Below are 16,046 nucleotides of genomic sequence, written 5' to 3' on the forward strand. Positions count from 1 at the left end.
AGTCCTGCTGGCAAATAACAGCGGTATCAGTATTTCTGGTGCTTAGAATTGTTGCGGTCTGCCCGGCCCGTCCAGGGTCAACTCGATCAGGCCGAAGAAAAAGCTCTCTTTCTTGTAGATGCCCGCTTTCCTCAATAAATGCGGCATGAAGCCCATCGCGACGGCATCGTCATAACTGACGTCCGCAGTCGCCAATGCGCTGTACATCGAGTTGTAACTTGGGAAAAGCTGCGACATTTCACTGACGTTAAGCTTCAGCGGCAGCAAGAACTTCATCAGGTTGTTCTCCGGCCCCTTATCTGGCCGCATGATTCGGCCGAGATCGGCAGAGAATTCACTGATCTGCTTCAATGTGATGCCCGAATCCAGGACTTGCTGGACGGAATAGCCGGCAGCAAGCACATCACCAACGGTGAAACCAGCCTTCAGCATCGCAGCCGGCGGGAAGCCGGCCTTGCGGATATCCTGCACCGGCCTCACCGCCAAGGCGGCATCGGCCTCCGGCACGCCGAGATTCATCAATGCCGCCTTGTCGAGGCCCGCCGCCGCCAGCTTCGGCGCCGAGACGCCTTGCTGCAACAAGTCCTTCGGGGTGAAACCGAGAGCGCTCAACTGCGCCAAAGACACACCGTTCTGGAACAGACTGCCGGCCGTGTGGCCAACCGCCAGCAATGTCGGCAGGGAAATACCGTCCTTCAGCAACTGCGCCAGACTCGTACGGCTTTTAGGGCCGATGGCACCGACCGGCCAGCCAGCGGACTGCATGCCACTGGTTACTTCGGCCTGGGTGTAGCCAGCTTTGAGCATACTGGTAACGACCTCATCATAGCGGGCCGCACTCTCGTAGGTACGCCGAAGGTTTAGGTATAGATAATCGTAGGCGGGCACATTGGCCGCTTTGAGATCCGGTAGCGGATAGCCAGCGCCGACGATGTCTTGAATGTGATACCCCGCGTCGCGCAGTAATGTCGCGGGAGCACCATTCGCCCGCATTTCGTCAGCGGGATAGCCAGCCTTCGCCACGACCGAAATATCAGCGCCCGCCTTGATCAGGTCGCTGGCGGAATAACCAGCCTGCGTGCGCAATTCGCTGAGTGGAAAGCCTGCTGCCAGCAGGTCGCTCAGACTGTAACCCGCATTCCGCAGATCAGCCGAATTGTAGCCTGCATTGCGCAGGTCGGAAGATGAGTAATCCAGCCCTTTGAGGGTCTTGGCATCAACACCGGCTGCCCGCTGCTCTTTCGGGGTATAGCCGTTGGCCTTCAACATGGCGCTGTCGAATCCGGCCGCCAGCACTTCCTTGGCTGAATAGCCAGCGCCTCTCAATTCAGCCGCAGGATAGCTACCTTTAAGGAAGTCGGACACGCCATAGCCGGCCTTGCGGATATCTCCAGCAGGATAGCCACCGAGCCGCAGGTCGCTCAGGCTATATCCGCCCGCCGCCATCTCGGACACAGTCAGGCCGATTGCGCGCTGATCCTGCACGGGTATGCCATTGGCCTTGAAGTCCTTCGGGCCATAGCCAGCGCCGCGGGTTTCCGCCAGGGGATAGCCCGCCTGCAGCAACTCCTTCAGATCGGCGCCCGCTCCCCTCACTTCGGCAGCGGAATAACCGACGCCGCGCAAATCGCTGTAGCTGGCACCAACCGTCACCAGGTCTCTCGCTGGATAGCCACCGCTGCGCAAATCACCGAATGAATAACCGAGCGGCGCCACTTCCGTGATCGGGAAGCGCGCCTTGCGGAAATCGCTTGCCTCGAAGCCCTGATCTTTCAGCGATTGCGGCGTTAGGCCTGCCGCCTTCAACTCGTCGGCATATTTCACCCCAGGGCCGATGGCATAGCGGTTTGTCCTCAGGATATCGGCGACGCTGGTAAGCCCCAGATCCAGCATTTCTGCAACAGGGAAAGCAAACTGAAGCAACTGCTTCTGCTCTTGTGTGATTGTTTCCGGCGTAACACCACGCAGGAACAGGATTGCATTGGCCCCCGGCAGCATCCACAGGTCATCGAAGCTGTAGCCGCTGCGCCACAATGTACCTACGGAATAACCGGCTTGGATGATCTGGTTGCGGTCGTAGCCAAAACTCGCCAGGTCAGCAACGGAGTAGCCGGCATTGCGTAATTCGCTAGCTGGCGCCCCCATTTTACGCAGATCTTCAGGGCTGAATCCGGCAGCCAGCAACGCTGCTGTATTGCGCCCGGCCTGCTGCAAATCCCCATAGCTGAAATTCAATGCCTTCAAGGTTGAAAGGTCATATCCGGCATCGAGCAAGTCACGTGCGCTATAGCCAGCCTGTTTCAAATCGGCCGGGCCATAGCCCGCCGATGCCAGTTGGCCGATGCTATATCCCTGGCGGCGCAAATCCGTGGCGGAATAGCCGGCGCCGCGCAAATCCTGCAGCGGGAAACCCGCCTTTACCAGATCACCGAGAGGATAGCCGGCGCTGCGAAGCTGAACGATATCAAGACCGGCGGTGCGCAATTCGCTCGCAGGGTAGCCCGAGCGCCGCAGTTCGGTGGCGGTGAATTGCGATTCCAGAAGCTCTGCCAGTGGGAAGCCGGCGGCTTTGAGCTCGGCGAGCGGAACGCCAACGGATTTCAGTTGCGATGCTGTGTAGCCAATATTGCGCAACTCCGGGGTACCAAAACCGATTTGCCGTAACGTCTGCAGCGGCGTGCCGGTATCGCGCAATTCGGTCACATCATAGCCGGCCTGCTTCAAACTGGCCGGATCGAAGCCCTCGCTTTTCAGATCAGCAGCGGAAAAGCCGGAGCGTTTCAGTTCAGAGGGGGGGTAGCCCAGGGCGAGGAGTTCGCGCGCCTTGAAGCCAATATCATGCAGAGCGGTCGCATTGTAACCGGCCTGTTGGAAATAGCGGCCAGGCAAACCAGCAAAATGCAACTCGCTGTCGGTCAGGTCGAGCGATTGTCTTAGGTCTGCGAGCGAGTAGCCGGCATCAAGCAATTGCGCGGAGGAATAGCCCTGTTGAGCCAACTCTGCCGGCTCGTAGCCAGCCTGGCGCAAATCGGCGAGCGGATAGCCAGCGGCCAGCAAGTCTGCCAGGGGATAGCCATTCGCCTTCAGGGTGGTGAGCGGGATGCCATCTGCCTTCAGGTCAGACAGCGAATAACCGGCAGCATTCAGGTCTTTGATATTATACCCGGCAGCCAGCATGTCATTGATGCTGTATCCGGCTTCCCTGATAAAGACCGGGGAATACCGCCCTTCCCTGATTTCGGCCAGGGGAATGCCGGCGGCGCGCAAATCCTCGACGGTATAGCCGGCGGAACGCAGATTGCTGATCGTGTAGCCAAACTCAAGCGCGATGAGCGGCGACTGACCAAGCGCCAGCAAGTCGGAGAGCCTGGGGCGGCCATCATCCGGCAGCGACAGCGAAGCCACCTGCACAGCGTTGCCAACATCCCGGCTGATCGAGGCGCTATCGGTAGAAGCCTGAGTACGCCGCGCTTGGTCGGCTACGGAATCGCTCGAGCTTGACCCACCGCCGCCGCCGCCCAGATTGCCGACATCCGTGCCGGCAATGGTATAGGTGAAGCCGTTACCACTGGCCGGGACATTCGAGCAATTGGTGGTCGGGAAATTCGAGCAGCTATAGCGCTCAAAGCCGGTCAATGCGCCGCGCGTATCATTCGCCGGATTGACGGAACGGATCAGCCAGCGCCCGTTGGTCGCATCGACCGTGCCGCCGTTATTGATGAAGCTGGCGCCAGCAAGCGTGATCGCGGTGCCCGTGGCGGTGCTGCTGATGGCGGCGCCATTATCCAGTGTGATGGCGCCGCTGCTCATGATCCGCACTGGCGTAGTGAAAGCCGACAGCGTGCCGCCAATGGTGACTGGGCCATTGGACATGCCGCCAATATTCAGCAAGGTGGAGGTCTGGAACCGACTCAGCACCGCATCGCTGATGCTCAGCAATCCGGCGCCGGTGCCAATGCCGATGCTGCCGGGGAAGGTGGACGGATAAATCGTCGCCTGCGTGCTTGCCGTCGCCGTCGTGGTGCTGCTGACAGCGAGGCTGTTGGCGCTGATATTGACGTTTGCGGCCTTCAGCGTCACGGCTCTTGTCGAGTCGAGCTGAACATCGCTGGCGGTCAAATTGACATAGTTGGTGGTTGGGCTGCTGCTGACGCCATCCCAACCCAGCGCGACTGTGGCGCTGCCATTCGGCGTCGAGAACCCGATCTTGCCACCCGTGGCGGTCAGGCCGATGCCGCCACTGCCAGAATAGATCGCGGTCTGCTGGGTGCCGCCATCGAAGGAAATGCCATAGGCCGGATTGGTGCTGGTGGTGGCCTGCGTGCCCGAGATGGTAATGGCCTGCGTGGTGGTGGAAATCTCCACGCCACTGCCGATATTGATGCCGGAGCTGAAGCCATTTGGGCCACCGGTGCTATCGCCGCCGATACCGGTAAGCTGGATCTGGCCGCTGCCGCTGGTGGAAATCTGCGAGCCGCTGGCGATATCGATGCCGATGGACGTGGCAACGCCATCCGCGCCCTTGCCGCGCAGGTTCAACGAACCGCCACCGGCATTAATGATGCTGCCATTGATGAACAGGCCGCGACCGCCATTGCTGCCGGCAACACCTTGCGCGGTGCTGGAGGTGCCACCGCCGGTCATGATCACGCCGCCGCCTCGGGTGATGATCGAGGAGTTGCTGCCGATATAAATGCCGCCGCTATTGCCGGCCTGGAATTGCACCGTCAGGGGGTTGCTGCCCGAGGTGGCGGCAATGGACGTATTGTCGGCTAATGATACGCCACCATCGGCCCGCACGGTGAAGACGGTGTTGCCGGCTGTCACTGTCGGGGTGATGCTGGAATTTATGGACACATTACCGGTGCCGGAAACGCAGGAGGCATAGGCGCTGGGACAGCCGCTGGTGTTCAGCGTGACATTGGTGGTGGCCAGCGCCGTGCTAAGCGCGGCGGCGCCAGTCGAGCCAATCGTCAGATCATTCGGGTCCAGCAGCCATTCGCCGGCCTGGCCCCTGGCTGCGCTGGCATCGACTGCCGCGCCGGCACCAATATCCAGCAGGATGCCGGAGGTTTCGATAAAGCCGCCATCGCCTCCCTGGCTGCCACCGCGAGCCAGCGCCCGGCCGCTGAAGCGGGTATCCTGGCTGAACAGGGTAATGCTGCCGCCATCACCATTCTGCCCTGCCGAGGCCGAGAGCAGGGTGCCGGCATTGACCGTGGTGGCGGATGTAGCCCAACTGCCGATTTCGATCTTGCCACCAGCACCCTGGCTGCCATCGGCGGTGATGCTGGCATCGGTCAGTGTGATCGGGCCGTTGGCGCTGGCTGTCACCGTGCCGCCACTGGTACCGCTGGCGGAGACAATGCCGCTGACATTCAGCGAGCCGCTGGCCTCCAGCACGATCTCGCCGCCACGTTCCACCAGACTGTCGGCGCGGATGACACCGGAGGTATTGATGGCGCTGCTGGTCAATGCATCCAGCGCCTTGGCGGTGAGGATCACGCGACCGCCTTCCGCCACCACCATGGCGCGGTTGTCGATCAGCGTCTGGATCGTCGCCGGCTCCACCTGCAGCAAGACATTCTGGCCGATCTGCATGACCACGGTCTCGCCGGCGGCGAGCGCCACCGTGCCGAGGCGAGCCGAAATCAGGCCCTCGTTACGCAGTTCCGGTGCCAGCAGGGCGATATAGCCGCGTTCACTGGCGGTCAGGCTGCCCTGGTTGATGATCTGCCCGGTGCTGCCATTACGCTGGAAGCGGTAATTGCCGGCCATGAAGTCGTCATCGCGGATGCTCATGGTCGACCCGACCAGACCACCGACATTGATCTGGGCATCGCGCCCGAACACGATACCGGATGGGTTGACCAGGAATACCTGGCCATTGGCGGTCAGCTTGCCGAGAATCTCCGAAACATTGCCGCCGGTAACGCGGTTGAGCGTCACGGCATTGCTGTTCGGCTGGTTGAAGTTCACCCAGGCCTGGCTGCCGATATTGAAGCTCTGCCAGTTGATGATGCCGCGCTGGCTGCTCTGCGTCACATCCATGCGGCTGCCGGATTGAGTGATTGTGGCGGCACCGGCGGCCACGCTGCCGCCAGTCGGCAGTGTGGTCGGCTGCGTCTGGGCCTGCACCGTAGCTGAAGCCAGTAATGCCGTGGTGGCGAGGAGCCGGAGCGTGATATTTTGCATCGCTCCCACCCCTAGAACTGCAACACGGCCTGAATCCAGGCACGGTAGCGGTTTTTCTCACCATCGCTGTCATTGCCCGAGGCATCATGGCCAGCATTGCGGCCGATCACTTTGGCCAGCGTGGTGGTGATGGTGAGGGCCTGGATCGGGCTCCAGGCCAAGGCGATGCCGAAGCCCTGGATGGCATAATTGTTCGGCATGTCGCTGCGCGGCTGCCAGTTGATCCAGGGATCGGTATGCTGGCGCACAAAGCCAAGATCGTAGAAGCCGGAGAGCTTCAGTTCGTCGCCGATCTTCCGGTGCAGCTCAAGCGCCAGTCGCCCGCCGCTGTCGCCGCTGCCCTCGCCGCTGGGATAGGCGCGCACGCGGTCGATACCGCCAAGCGAAAACTTCTCCGAACTGTCCAGGTTGTTGCCGGAAGTCTGCGCTTCCAGCGTGGTGATAAGGGTCCAGTCATCGTCCAGCTTCTGCTCGCGTGTCGCGCTGGCCGCCAGCTTGGCATAGAAGCCTGCCGTGCCGGCGGTGACACGATCATTGGCGGCCGTGCTGGGCGAGCGGTCGAGATTGAGATGCCCTAACGTGCCGGTCAGCGACAGGTTGTTGTTGCCACCGCCGAACCAGTCATCCACTACCGTTGCCGAAAGACCCAGCGAGGCGCTGTTGATCCGCTTGTCATTCAGGGTCGCGCTGACGGCGCGGTCCTGCATCATCTTGAAGTCGTAGGCGCTCGAAAGCGTCAACGACAGTTCATTACCACGCAGCAGCGGGTACGTGGCGTTGCCGCCAGCGCTGACGCTGTAGCCATTCAGTCCCAGATTGCCGAAGCGGCCGCCAACCTCGTATTCCAGGGCCGAGCCATTGATGCCCAACACCAGGCCGGAATAACCCACCGGCATCGCCATCGCGAGCCGGCCATAGCGCGTGCCTTCGCTGGCCAAGGCCACCGCCGAGTATTTCTCGCCGGCGCCAAACGGGTTCTCCACTGAGAACGTCGCCAGCCCGCGCACCACGCCGGTGCTCTCCGAGCCGCCATTGTCGAGGGTTGCCGAACCGCTGAACAGCGGCTTGTCATCCAGCAGCAGGATGGCGTCGGTCTCGCCTTCCTGCTCGCCGGCCCGCAGCGAGGCTTCCGCCTTCACGCCCGGCACATCCTTCAACACTGCGATGGCCTCGTCCATGATGCCGAGGTCCAGCGTCTCGCCCGGCTTCAGCCGGTGTTCGATAATGCCGGTCGCCAGATTTTTATCGAGCCTGCTCTTGCTGGCCGGATCGACCTTCACCTTGCCGAGCTTGCCCTGCATCACCACGATTTCGACCACGCCATCGCGGATTGTCTGCGGCGGCAGATAGGCATGCGCCAGCTTGCCCTTCTTGCGGCTGTAGTCACTCAGCTTGCGCGCCGCCGCCTGCAGTTCCGAAAAGCTCAGGCGCTTGCCGGTATAACCCTGCAGCAGCGGTGCCAGTTCCTCCGCCGGAATGCCATCCGACTTGATGCGGAATTCCTTCACATAGACGGTCTGGCCCTTCTTCTCGGGCAAAGGCTGTTCTGGCGGCGGCTGTGTCATTGGCGCCAAAGGCGCCGGCGCAGGCTGGCTCCGGCCCGTTGCACGCTCCGTCTCACGCAGAATGCTGCCGGCATCCTGAGCCGCAACCGGCATGGAAATAGCGCAGGCAAGCAGCAGGGCTGACACACAGGCAGTGCCGGTCACAACATGCATTTTACAGGCGTCAATCCACACGCCTGTTCGGGCATAAATTATACGTAAACCCACAGGAACGCTCGACTATTGGCCAATGGAACCGGGCCAAGCTAGCGCCGAGCATTTGCCAGCATCAACAATTCAATTCTTGTGGATTCTTTCAGAATCTTTCATGGCGAATTTGGCGTGTATTTTCAGCGCTCAATCCGGCACGGCGCGCTAAATATATAACCCTGGCCATATATCATTTTGATCGGCGGCTCGACCTCTACAGCCTGTCGTATTTTGCGCCGAAGGCGGTTAACGACCGTGTCCAGATTACGTATGTCGGCAGCCGCTTGTGGCCGGATAATGGCCTGCACCAGCCAATCCCTGGAACAGGGCTGGCCGACACGCTCGAAAAGAGCGGTGAGAAAAGACAATTCGGTGGCCGTCAACTTGATCGTCTTGCCACTGGGCGCGGCCAGGTGCCAATCCACAGCGTTAAGACGCCAAGGCCCAGCTTCATGGACCGCTGCCTTCCCCGCATTCGGCAGACGCCGCAGCAGGCTTTGCACGCCAGCGCGGATTTCCTGCAAAGAAGCCGGCTTGACCAAATATATATCGGCGCCGCTGTCAAAGCCTGTCGTGCGGTCTTCGCTGTCACCCAACGCGGTCAGCATGATCACGCCGCAATCGCAGCGGCGGCGGATATCCCGCGCCATATCGAAGCCGCTGCCATCAGGCAGGCCGATATCAAGTATTATGACATCGGGAGGAGACCCTGCCTCCAGTTCTTCGTTCATCTCCTGGCAGCTTGCCACCCCCTTGCTGGCATAACCCAGCAGGGAGAGATACTCGACGAGATCCCGTCGTAAAGCCGGTTCATCTTCAACGATCAAGATTCGGTTCATGCCGACACAGCAGCGTTGTTCAATGGTATGCCGGGTAAGGGCAAGTATATTGCCGCTATCGTTCCCCGGCCCGGTGCAGGCCGCAGGATAAGCCGCCCGTTATGAAAATCCAGCAATCTCCGGGTATTGTAAAGGCCAAGGCCGGTGCCGGTGGCCGCCGTGGTGTTCGATGCACGGAAAAATCGGCTTCCAATCGATGAGGCCTCCTCCTCTGGTATACCGATGCCATAATCCCGGACCGATAGAACAATCTCATCCGCCTGCCGTAACACCGTCACCTCTACTGCAGTGTCGTCCGGTGAATACTTGAATGCGTTGTCGATCAAATTGATCAGGGCGGTAGCAAGCATCTGGGGATCGCCAATATACCGGGGCAGTCCCTCCGCAAGAGAAAAGCGGAGCCGGCCGGCATCATCCCATCCCTGAAAATGCTGCTGCATTCTGGAAACCAGATCAGGCAACGCCAATTCTTCCGGCTGCGCCGCATCCTTTTCGCGCCGGTCCGCCACCAGAAAACGCTCTGTAAAGCGGACAAGGCGCAATACAGCACCATGAATGGTCTCTACACGCTGGGTAACCGCCGGCAGCGACTTTTCAGTTACCACGTCGATCATCTCGGCAGCGCGATCAATAATACTCAAGGGGGTGCGGAATTCATGCGTTACCATGCGCAGCAATTGGCGCTGCTCCTTGCGTGCGGCCTTTTCCGCTTCCAGGGCTTTTGCGGCAGTTTCCTGAAGCTGCTTGCGTTCTTCGACCTCGCGCGACAGGGCAATATTACGCGCATGCAAGTCGGCCTGCAGGCGATATCCCACCATGCCCAGAATGACCAGAAACAGGCAGCTCGTAACAAAATGGAAAAAGAAATAGTACCAGCCCTGAAGAATTGATTCGTATGTCCCGCTGCCCCAATACATCAACCGGATGGTGATGATACTGCGCAAGCAAAGAGCGCAGAATTGTATGGTTATCACCCCCAGGCCGATCCATTGGATCAGGCGCGGCTGGCTGCTGTCCCGCCACAGAATTGCGAATATGGCCCCCGCTATCAGCATCCCGAGGGCATTACTTGCAAGCACGCGCAGCCCGACATTACTTGGATCGACCAGCATGATGACCGGCCAGAATATGGCGGCAAAGGCGACGCAGCCGAGCAGAAAGCGGGGATAACCCGATTGCTTCAATAGTCTGCCCAGGCCGTACACGATCAATGCACTGGCTACCGTAATAATAACATTGTGGGCAATGATATTAAGGCTCATATAGTCTTTGAAAATGCCGCGAAAAATCAGCAACAGCATGGCAATGCCATAGCAGATAAAACCGGCTGCAAAATACTTGAGGATGTGCAGTTGGCGCTGCGTCAGCCAGACAACCAGAAACACGCAGCCCTGCAACAACAGGGTAAGCGTGATCATCAGAATGCTTGTGGTGATATCGAGCATGACCCGACCCGCTCGCTCAAATGACTGGGGTCGGCAACAATAGCCCGCAGCCTGCCCCCTGAATGATCTTCGGGTAACATTAGTTTACAGTCAGGGGGCTCGGCAATGGCGGCACAAACCGCACGCCCCGCCGGTATTCCCGGCGGGGTGCATGACAGGCATAGCAGATTGGGCGTTCTATTCCGCTTAAGCTGGCCGCAGCCCCAGGATCCGGCGGGCCTCATCCGGCGTGGCCGGGCGACGGCCATACTCGGCGCAGAGGCCGGCGACGCGGGCGACCAGCTCCGCATTGCTGGCAGCCAGTCGGGTGTTATCGAAGCGGATATTGTCCTCAAGCCCGGTGCGGCAATGGCCGCCCATTTCCAGCGCCCAATGGTTCACTTCGAGCTGATGTCGGCCGAGGCCGGCGGCGGTCCAGGTCGCTTCCGGCATCAGCTTGCGTAGCTGCGCCACTTCGAATTCCAGGATCTCGCGCCGTGCCGGCAGGGCATTCTTCACGCCCATGACGAACTGTACATGTGCCGGCTCCGGGATCAGCCCCTCGCGCACCAGATCGGCGGCGTTGTAGAGCATCGCCAGATCGAACACCTCGACCTCGGGCTTGACCTCGTAATCCTTCATGGTCTGGGCCAGGCCCTTGATGAAGTCCGGCGGGTTCTCATTCACGAAGGTGGGAAAGTTGACCGAGCCAGTGGCGAGCGAAGCCATGTCGGGGCGGAATTTCAACATGCCGCCACGTTCTTCCAGCTTGCGCCCGCGCGCGCCGGTGGAGAATTGCACGATCATGCCGGGGCAATGCTTCTCCACGCCTTCCTGCACGGCATGGAAACGATCCGGATCGGAAGACGAGGACTCATCGTCGTTGCGCACATGGATATGCACCAGCGCGGCACCGGCCTCATAGCATTCATGGGTCGACTCGACCTGTTCGGCAACCGTGACCGGCACCGCCGGCGTGTCCTTCTTGCGCGGTACCGAGCCGGTGATGGCAACAGTGATGATGCAGGCTTCCATGTTTCCCACCCTAACTTTGTCGTTATGCGATTACTTTTTCAGTTTGCCGTAGCCACCGCCGCCGCCGGTTTCGATCAGCACGGTATCGCCGGGCTGCAGCACCAGTTGCCCGGTCGGCTCGCGCTGTTTGCCATTGACGGCAAAGGAGGCCGCTGCCCCATCCTCGCCGCCGAACAAGCCCGGCGCCGGCCGCTTGATGCGGTTGACCATGAAGGAGGAGATCGCCATGCCCTCGCCGCGCATACGGAAGGCGAAGCGGATGCCATCGCCACCATTCTTCTCGCCGCGCCCGCCGGAGCCGTGGCGAATTTCGCGGCACAGCACTTCCATCGGTGCCTGACTTTCCAGCACCTCGATCGGCGTGTTGGAAAGATTGCTCGGGAAGCTGATCGCCGACAGACCGTTATGACGCGCACTGGCACCAGCGCCGGCACCGAGGAAGCCGGAAACGGAATAGCGCCGGGTGCCGCCAAGCCCCGCCACCTGCATGTTGTTGGACGGTGAGCCGGGCGTCGCCTGCACGCGGTCCGGCAGTGCCTGCGCCATGGCACCCATGATCGCGGGCGGCAGCAGATGGCCGATCATGCCGCGCGCACCGCAGGGCGCGGGCCGCGTCGGATTCAGGATCGAACCGGCTGGCGCGGTGATGCGGATCGGCACGAAGCTGCCTTCGTTATTCGGAATCCACGGCGCGAACAGGGCTTTTAGCGCATAAGCACTGTAGGCATAGGTGTAGTTCATCACCGTGTTGATGGCGAGATTCACCTGGCCGCTGGAGCCTGTGTAATCCACCAGCACCTCATCGCCGGAAACCGTAACCTTGCAGGCAATGGTGATGACGCCGCCCGGCATTTCCGCTGGGCCGTCATTCTCCACGGTATATTGATAGACGCCATCCGGCGTGGCGCGGATGGCATCGCGCATCGCGGTCTCGGTGCGCTGGCAGACCTCGTCGGTCAAACGCTCAAAGTCGATACCGGTCTCGTCGATCAGGGCGGAAAGCAGTTCGCCCAGCGACGTGCAGCAGGACACTTGAGCCCAGATGTCGCCCATAGTCTCATCCGGCAGGCGCACATTGGTCTGGATCATTTCCACCAGCACATCATTCTGCACACCGGCCTGCAGGATGCGCATCGGCGGAATCTGCAGGCCTTCCTCGAACAATTCGCGGTTCGCCGGATTGCGCAGGCGGCCGCCGATATCGGGCAGATGGCTGACCACGCCGGCGAAGCCGACTATTTCGCCCTTGTGGAAAATCGGCATCACCAGGGTGGCATCGTTCAGATGTCCGGTGGCAAGCCAGGGATCATTGGTGATATAGGCATCGCCATCCTGCATCGTCTCGATGCCAAACTTGGCGATGAAGCTGCGAATGGTTGCGGGCAAGGTCGAGATGAAGGACGGGATGCTCTGGGAAGACTGCACCACATTGCGGCCGCGCCGGTCGGTGAGCACCACGGCATAGTCGTTGGCTTCGCGCACCAGGGTGGAAAAGGATGTGCGCACAAAGGTCGCCGCCGCCTCGTCCACCATGCTGATCAGGCGGGTCCAGAGGATTTCCAGCGTGATCGGATCGATGCCCTGCTTGTCCTGCATCACGCATCTCCCTTCAGCACTACTTCCAGCGTGCCGTCGCCGAGCACCGTCACCGTTGCCGGATAGGCCACCACAAGAGTCGATTCCGGTTCCACCACCACCAGCGGTCCGGCGAGCTTCGCGCCCGGCGGCAACTGATGCCGGTCATAAACCGGCGCAGTGGCGAATTTCTTCTCGCCCGGCAGATAGAGCCGGCGCGTCGACGAAGCCTTGGCTTCGGTTTGGCGCCTGGCGCTGGCGGGGAAGGCATAGCGGCGGTGGCGTTCGCGCGACTGCGCCACCACGCGCCAGGTCACCACTTCCGGCTTGCCGCCCGGCACCGGACGCTTGAACAGCCGGATATATTCCTTGAGGAACAGCTCCTGCAGCAGCGTCTGGTTCAGCGCCTCGAAGGCGATATCGCCGAGATCGACCTCCACCTTGGCGCCCTGGCCCTGGTAGCGCATCTCAGCACAGAGATGCCATTGGATATCACCGGCAGCGATGCCGACATGGGAAAGGTCACTGGCGAGCGCGCTGCGCGCCGTTTCCAGGCGGTCGCCCAGATCGTGCCAGTCAATCAGGTCAACCGCTTCCAGCTTCGACCAGGATTGGTCGGCGCGGGCCGGCGCCGCCAGGAAGCCGAGGCAGGAACCGACGCCGGAGGCCACCGGGCAAAGCACGCGGGCGATACGCAGGCGGCGTGCCACATCCACCGCATGCACCGGACCGGCGCCGCCGGTGGTGACAAGGGTGAAATGCCGCGCATCATGGCCGCGCTCGGCGATATGGGTACGCGCGGCGGCGGCCATGTTCTCGTTCACGATATCATGGATGCCCCAGGCGACTTTCTCGGCAGACATACCGCCGAGCCGCTGCCCCAAATCAGCCAGCGCCTGTTCGGCCTTGGCGAGACTGAGGCGCATGCGGCCGCCGAGGAAATTCTCGGCATCGAGATGGCCGAGGAAAAGATCGGAATCGGTCACTGTCGCATCGCTGCCGCCAAGATCGTAGCAGGCCGGGCCGGGTTCCGCGCTGGCGCTTTCCGGCCCCACCTGCAACAGGCCCATGGTGCTGACCCGCGCGATGCTGCCGCCGCCGGCACCGATCTCGATCAGGTCGATGCTGGGGCTCACCGCCGGCAGGCCACTGCCCTTGCGGAAGCGGCGCACGCGGGCGAATTCAAAGGTATGCGTGATAGCCGGCACGCCATCCACGGCAACACAGGATTTTGCCGTGGTGCCGCCCATGTCGAAGGCCAGGATATTCTTCACCTGATGGATCGCGGCGCAATTGATGGCGCTGAGCACGCCGCCGGCCGGGCCGGATTCAAGCAGGCGGATCGGGAAGCGGCCCGCCTGTTCGGCCTCGGTGAAGCCGCCGTTGGACACCATGATATCCAACCGTGATTCAAGCCCCAGTTCGGTGAGGCGACGACCGAGCGCATTCATGTAATGCTCGACAATCGGCTGCACATAGGCGTTCGCCGCGACGGTGGACATGCGCTCGTATTCGCCGATCTCGGCAGCGACTTCGGAGGAAATCGAATAGCTGCGCTGCGGCATCGCCTGGCGCAGCGCATCGCGCACCCGGCGCTCATGGCGGCCATCGACGCAGGAATGCAGGAAACAGATCGCCACCGCCGCCACATCCTCGCGCGCCAGCCTTTCGGCCAACTGCTGCAGTTCAGTGTCGTCGATTTCCTTCCAGTTCTCGCCAGCCGGTCCAATACGCTCGGCGAGCGGGAAGCGCTGGCCGCGCTCGACCAGCGGTTTGGGAAAGCTGATTTCGAGATCGTAGGTGTCGTAGCGGGTCTCGCGGCGGATATCGAGCACATCCTCAGTGCCAGCGGTTACCACCAGGGCGGTCTTCACGCCCTTGCGTTCCAGCAATGTGTTGGTGATCAGTGTGGTGCCGTGCACCACGCGATGCACCGCCTTGCGGCCTTCGGCGACGCTGGCCGGAAGCTGCTCCAGCAGCATCTCGATGACGCGCGCGATGCCCTTGCCCGGATCAGCCGGGGTGGTGAGCGCCTTGGCCACCCAGATCGTGTCGGTGGCCGCTTCCAGCATCACGCCATCGGTGAAAGTGCCGCCAACATCGACGGCGATCTGATACGTCACGTGCTTGCCCTCATAACCATGGCCGCGGCAGCCTTCAGGCTGTCCAGCAATGCCGGCGAAACAGGTATGCCATGGCGGCTGCGTTCGGCATACATCGTAGCGGCGCGCTGGCCCGGCAGGCGCGGTGCCGCGTTGGCGGCAGGCTGGCTCTGCTGGATGCGGCCAGCCACCGCTTCCACTGCCTGTAGCGCAGCGGCACGGCCGCTGAAATGCCCGGCATCGATGGCGATGAAGCAATGGCTGGTGCCGCTCGGCTCCGGCCCCGGGTCATGCGGATTGCGCACCAGGAAACCCGGACGACCGCCGGCCAGGCCAGCGCAGAGCAGTTCGATGGCCAAAGCCAGGGCATAGCCCTTGGCCCCACCCATCGGCTGAATTGTGCCCTGTAATGCGGCTTCGGCATCGGTGGTCGGCACACCATCGGCATCCAGCGCCCAGTCGGCAGGGATCGCAGCCTTGGCTTGCGCTGCCTTGCGGATACGGCCACGCGCCACCACGCTGGTCGCCATATCGATCACGATCGGCGGCTGGCCATCGCGCGGGAAAGCGAAAGCCAGCGGATTGGTGCCGAGGATGGCTTCGCGGCCGCCCCAGGGCGCCATGGTCGGCGCCGCATTGGACAGCACGATGCCGATCATGCCTTGCTTCGCCGCCATCTCGGCAAAATAGTTCGCGGCACCGAAATGGCTGGAATTGCGCACTGCGCAGGAGCCGATGCCCTGCCCGGCCGCCAGGCGCACCGCCTCTACCATCGCCTTGTAAGCCGCCAGCACACCGAAGCCGTTACCGGCATCCAGCACGCTCGCCGCCGGACCGGCTTGGCTCAGCACCATCGCCGCATCGGGCTTGATCGACCGCTCGCAGAGCCGCCGCACATAGACCGGCAGATGCGCCAAGCCGTGGGAATCAATGCCCTGAAGCTGTGCCTGCACCAGAATGGCGGCGGCAGTCGCGGCATCGGCAGTGGCAAGCCCGGCGGCAGCCAGAATGTCCGCCGCCAGCGCCTGCAACATTGCCGTCGGCGTGGCTTCGCCCGCCTTCAGGCTGTCGAGCCGGGTTGCCAGGTCCTGCATGCCAACCTCCTGCATGTTCGGGTCCTGC

At 61.7% G+C, this 16,046-nt stretch carries 8 protein-coding genes; all 8 read right to left on the reverse strand.

Translation table 11 applies throughout. From position 1 onward, the window contains the following. Positions 1-42: 42 nt before the first annotated feature. Positions 43-6,195 carry a two-partner secretion domain-containing protein gene (locus V6B08_RS14190; protein WP_341981980.1) on the reverse strand — a complete coding sequence of 2,051 codons (6,153 nt, stop codon included), beginning with the start codon at positions 6,193-6,195 and terminating at the stop codon, positions 43-45. 11 nt (positions 6,196-6,206) lie between these two features. Beyond that, complete coding sequence (locus tag V6B08_RS14195; RefSeq protein ID WP_341981982.1) at positions 6,207-7,760, reverse strand: ShlB/FhaC/HecB family hemolysin secretion/activation protein; 1,554 nt, start codon at positions 7,758-7,760, stop codon at positions 6,207-6,209. Between the two features lie 329 nt (positions 7,761-8,089). After that, positions 8,090-8,776 (reverse strand): response regulator transcription factor, encoded by a 687-nt coding sequence (locus V6B08_RS14200; RefSeq protein WP_341981984.1) that lies wholly within the window; start codon positions 8,774-8,776, stop codon positions 8,090-8,092. Between the two features lie 8 nt (positions 8,777-8,784). Further along, positions 8,785-10,233 (reverse strand): sensor histidine kinase, encoded by a 1,449-nt coding sequence (locus V6B08_RS14205; protein WP_341981986.1) that lies wholly within the window; start codon positions 10,231-10,233, stop codon positions 8,785-8,787. Between the two features lie 186 nt (positions 10,234-10,419). Then, the gene (locus tag V6B08_RS14210) at positions 10,420-11,247 is read right to left on the reverse strand and encodes a 3-oxoadipate:acetyl-CoA acetyltransferase (protein ID WP_341981988.1); all 828 of its coding nucleotides are present in this window, start codon (positions 11,245-11,247) and stop codon (positions 10,420-10,422) included. A 30-nt stretch (positions 11,248-11,277) separates the two neighbouring features. Further along, the gene (locus tag V6B08_RS14215; protein ID WP_341981990.1) at positions 11,278-12,843 is read right to left on the reverse strand and encodes a hydantoinase B/oxoprolinase family protein; all 1,566 of its coding nucleotides are present in this window, start codon (positions 12,841-12,843) and stop codon (positions 11,278-11,280) included. Beyond that, complete coding sequence (locus tag V6B08_RS14220; RefSeq protein WP_341981992.1) at positions 12,843-14,945, reverse strand: hydantoinase/oxoprolinase family protein; 2,103 nt, start codon at positions 14,943-14,945, stop codon at positions 12,843-12,845. Before V6B08_RS14220 ends, V6B08_RS14215 begins: the two co-directional genes overlap by 1 nt. Next, positions 14,942-16,018 (reverse strand): Ldh family oxidoreductase, encoded by a 1,077-nt coding sequence (locus tag V6B08_RS14225; protein WP_341981994.1) that lies wholly within the window; start codon positions 16,016-16,018, stop codon positions 14,942-14,944. The genes V6B08_RS14220 and V6B08_RS14225 overlap by 4 nt, the downstream gene beginning before the upstream one ends. Between the last annotated feature and the right edge of the window lie 28 nt (positions 16,019-16,046).

It is taken from the genome of Ferrovibrio sp. MS7, from assembly GCF_038404985.1.
Taxonomy (GTDB): Bacteria; Pseudomonadota; Alphaproteobacteria; order Ferrovibrionales; family Ferrovibrionaceae; genus Ferrovibrio; species Ferrovibrio plantarum.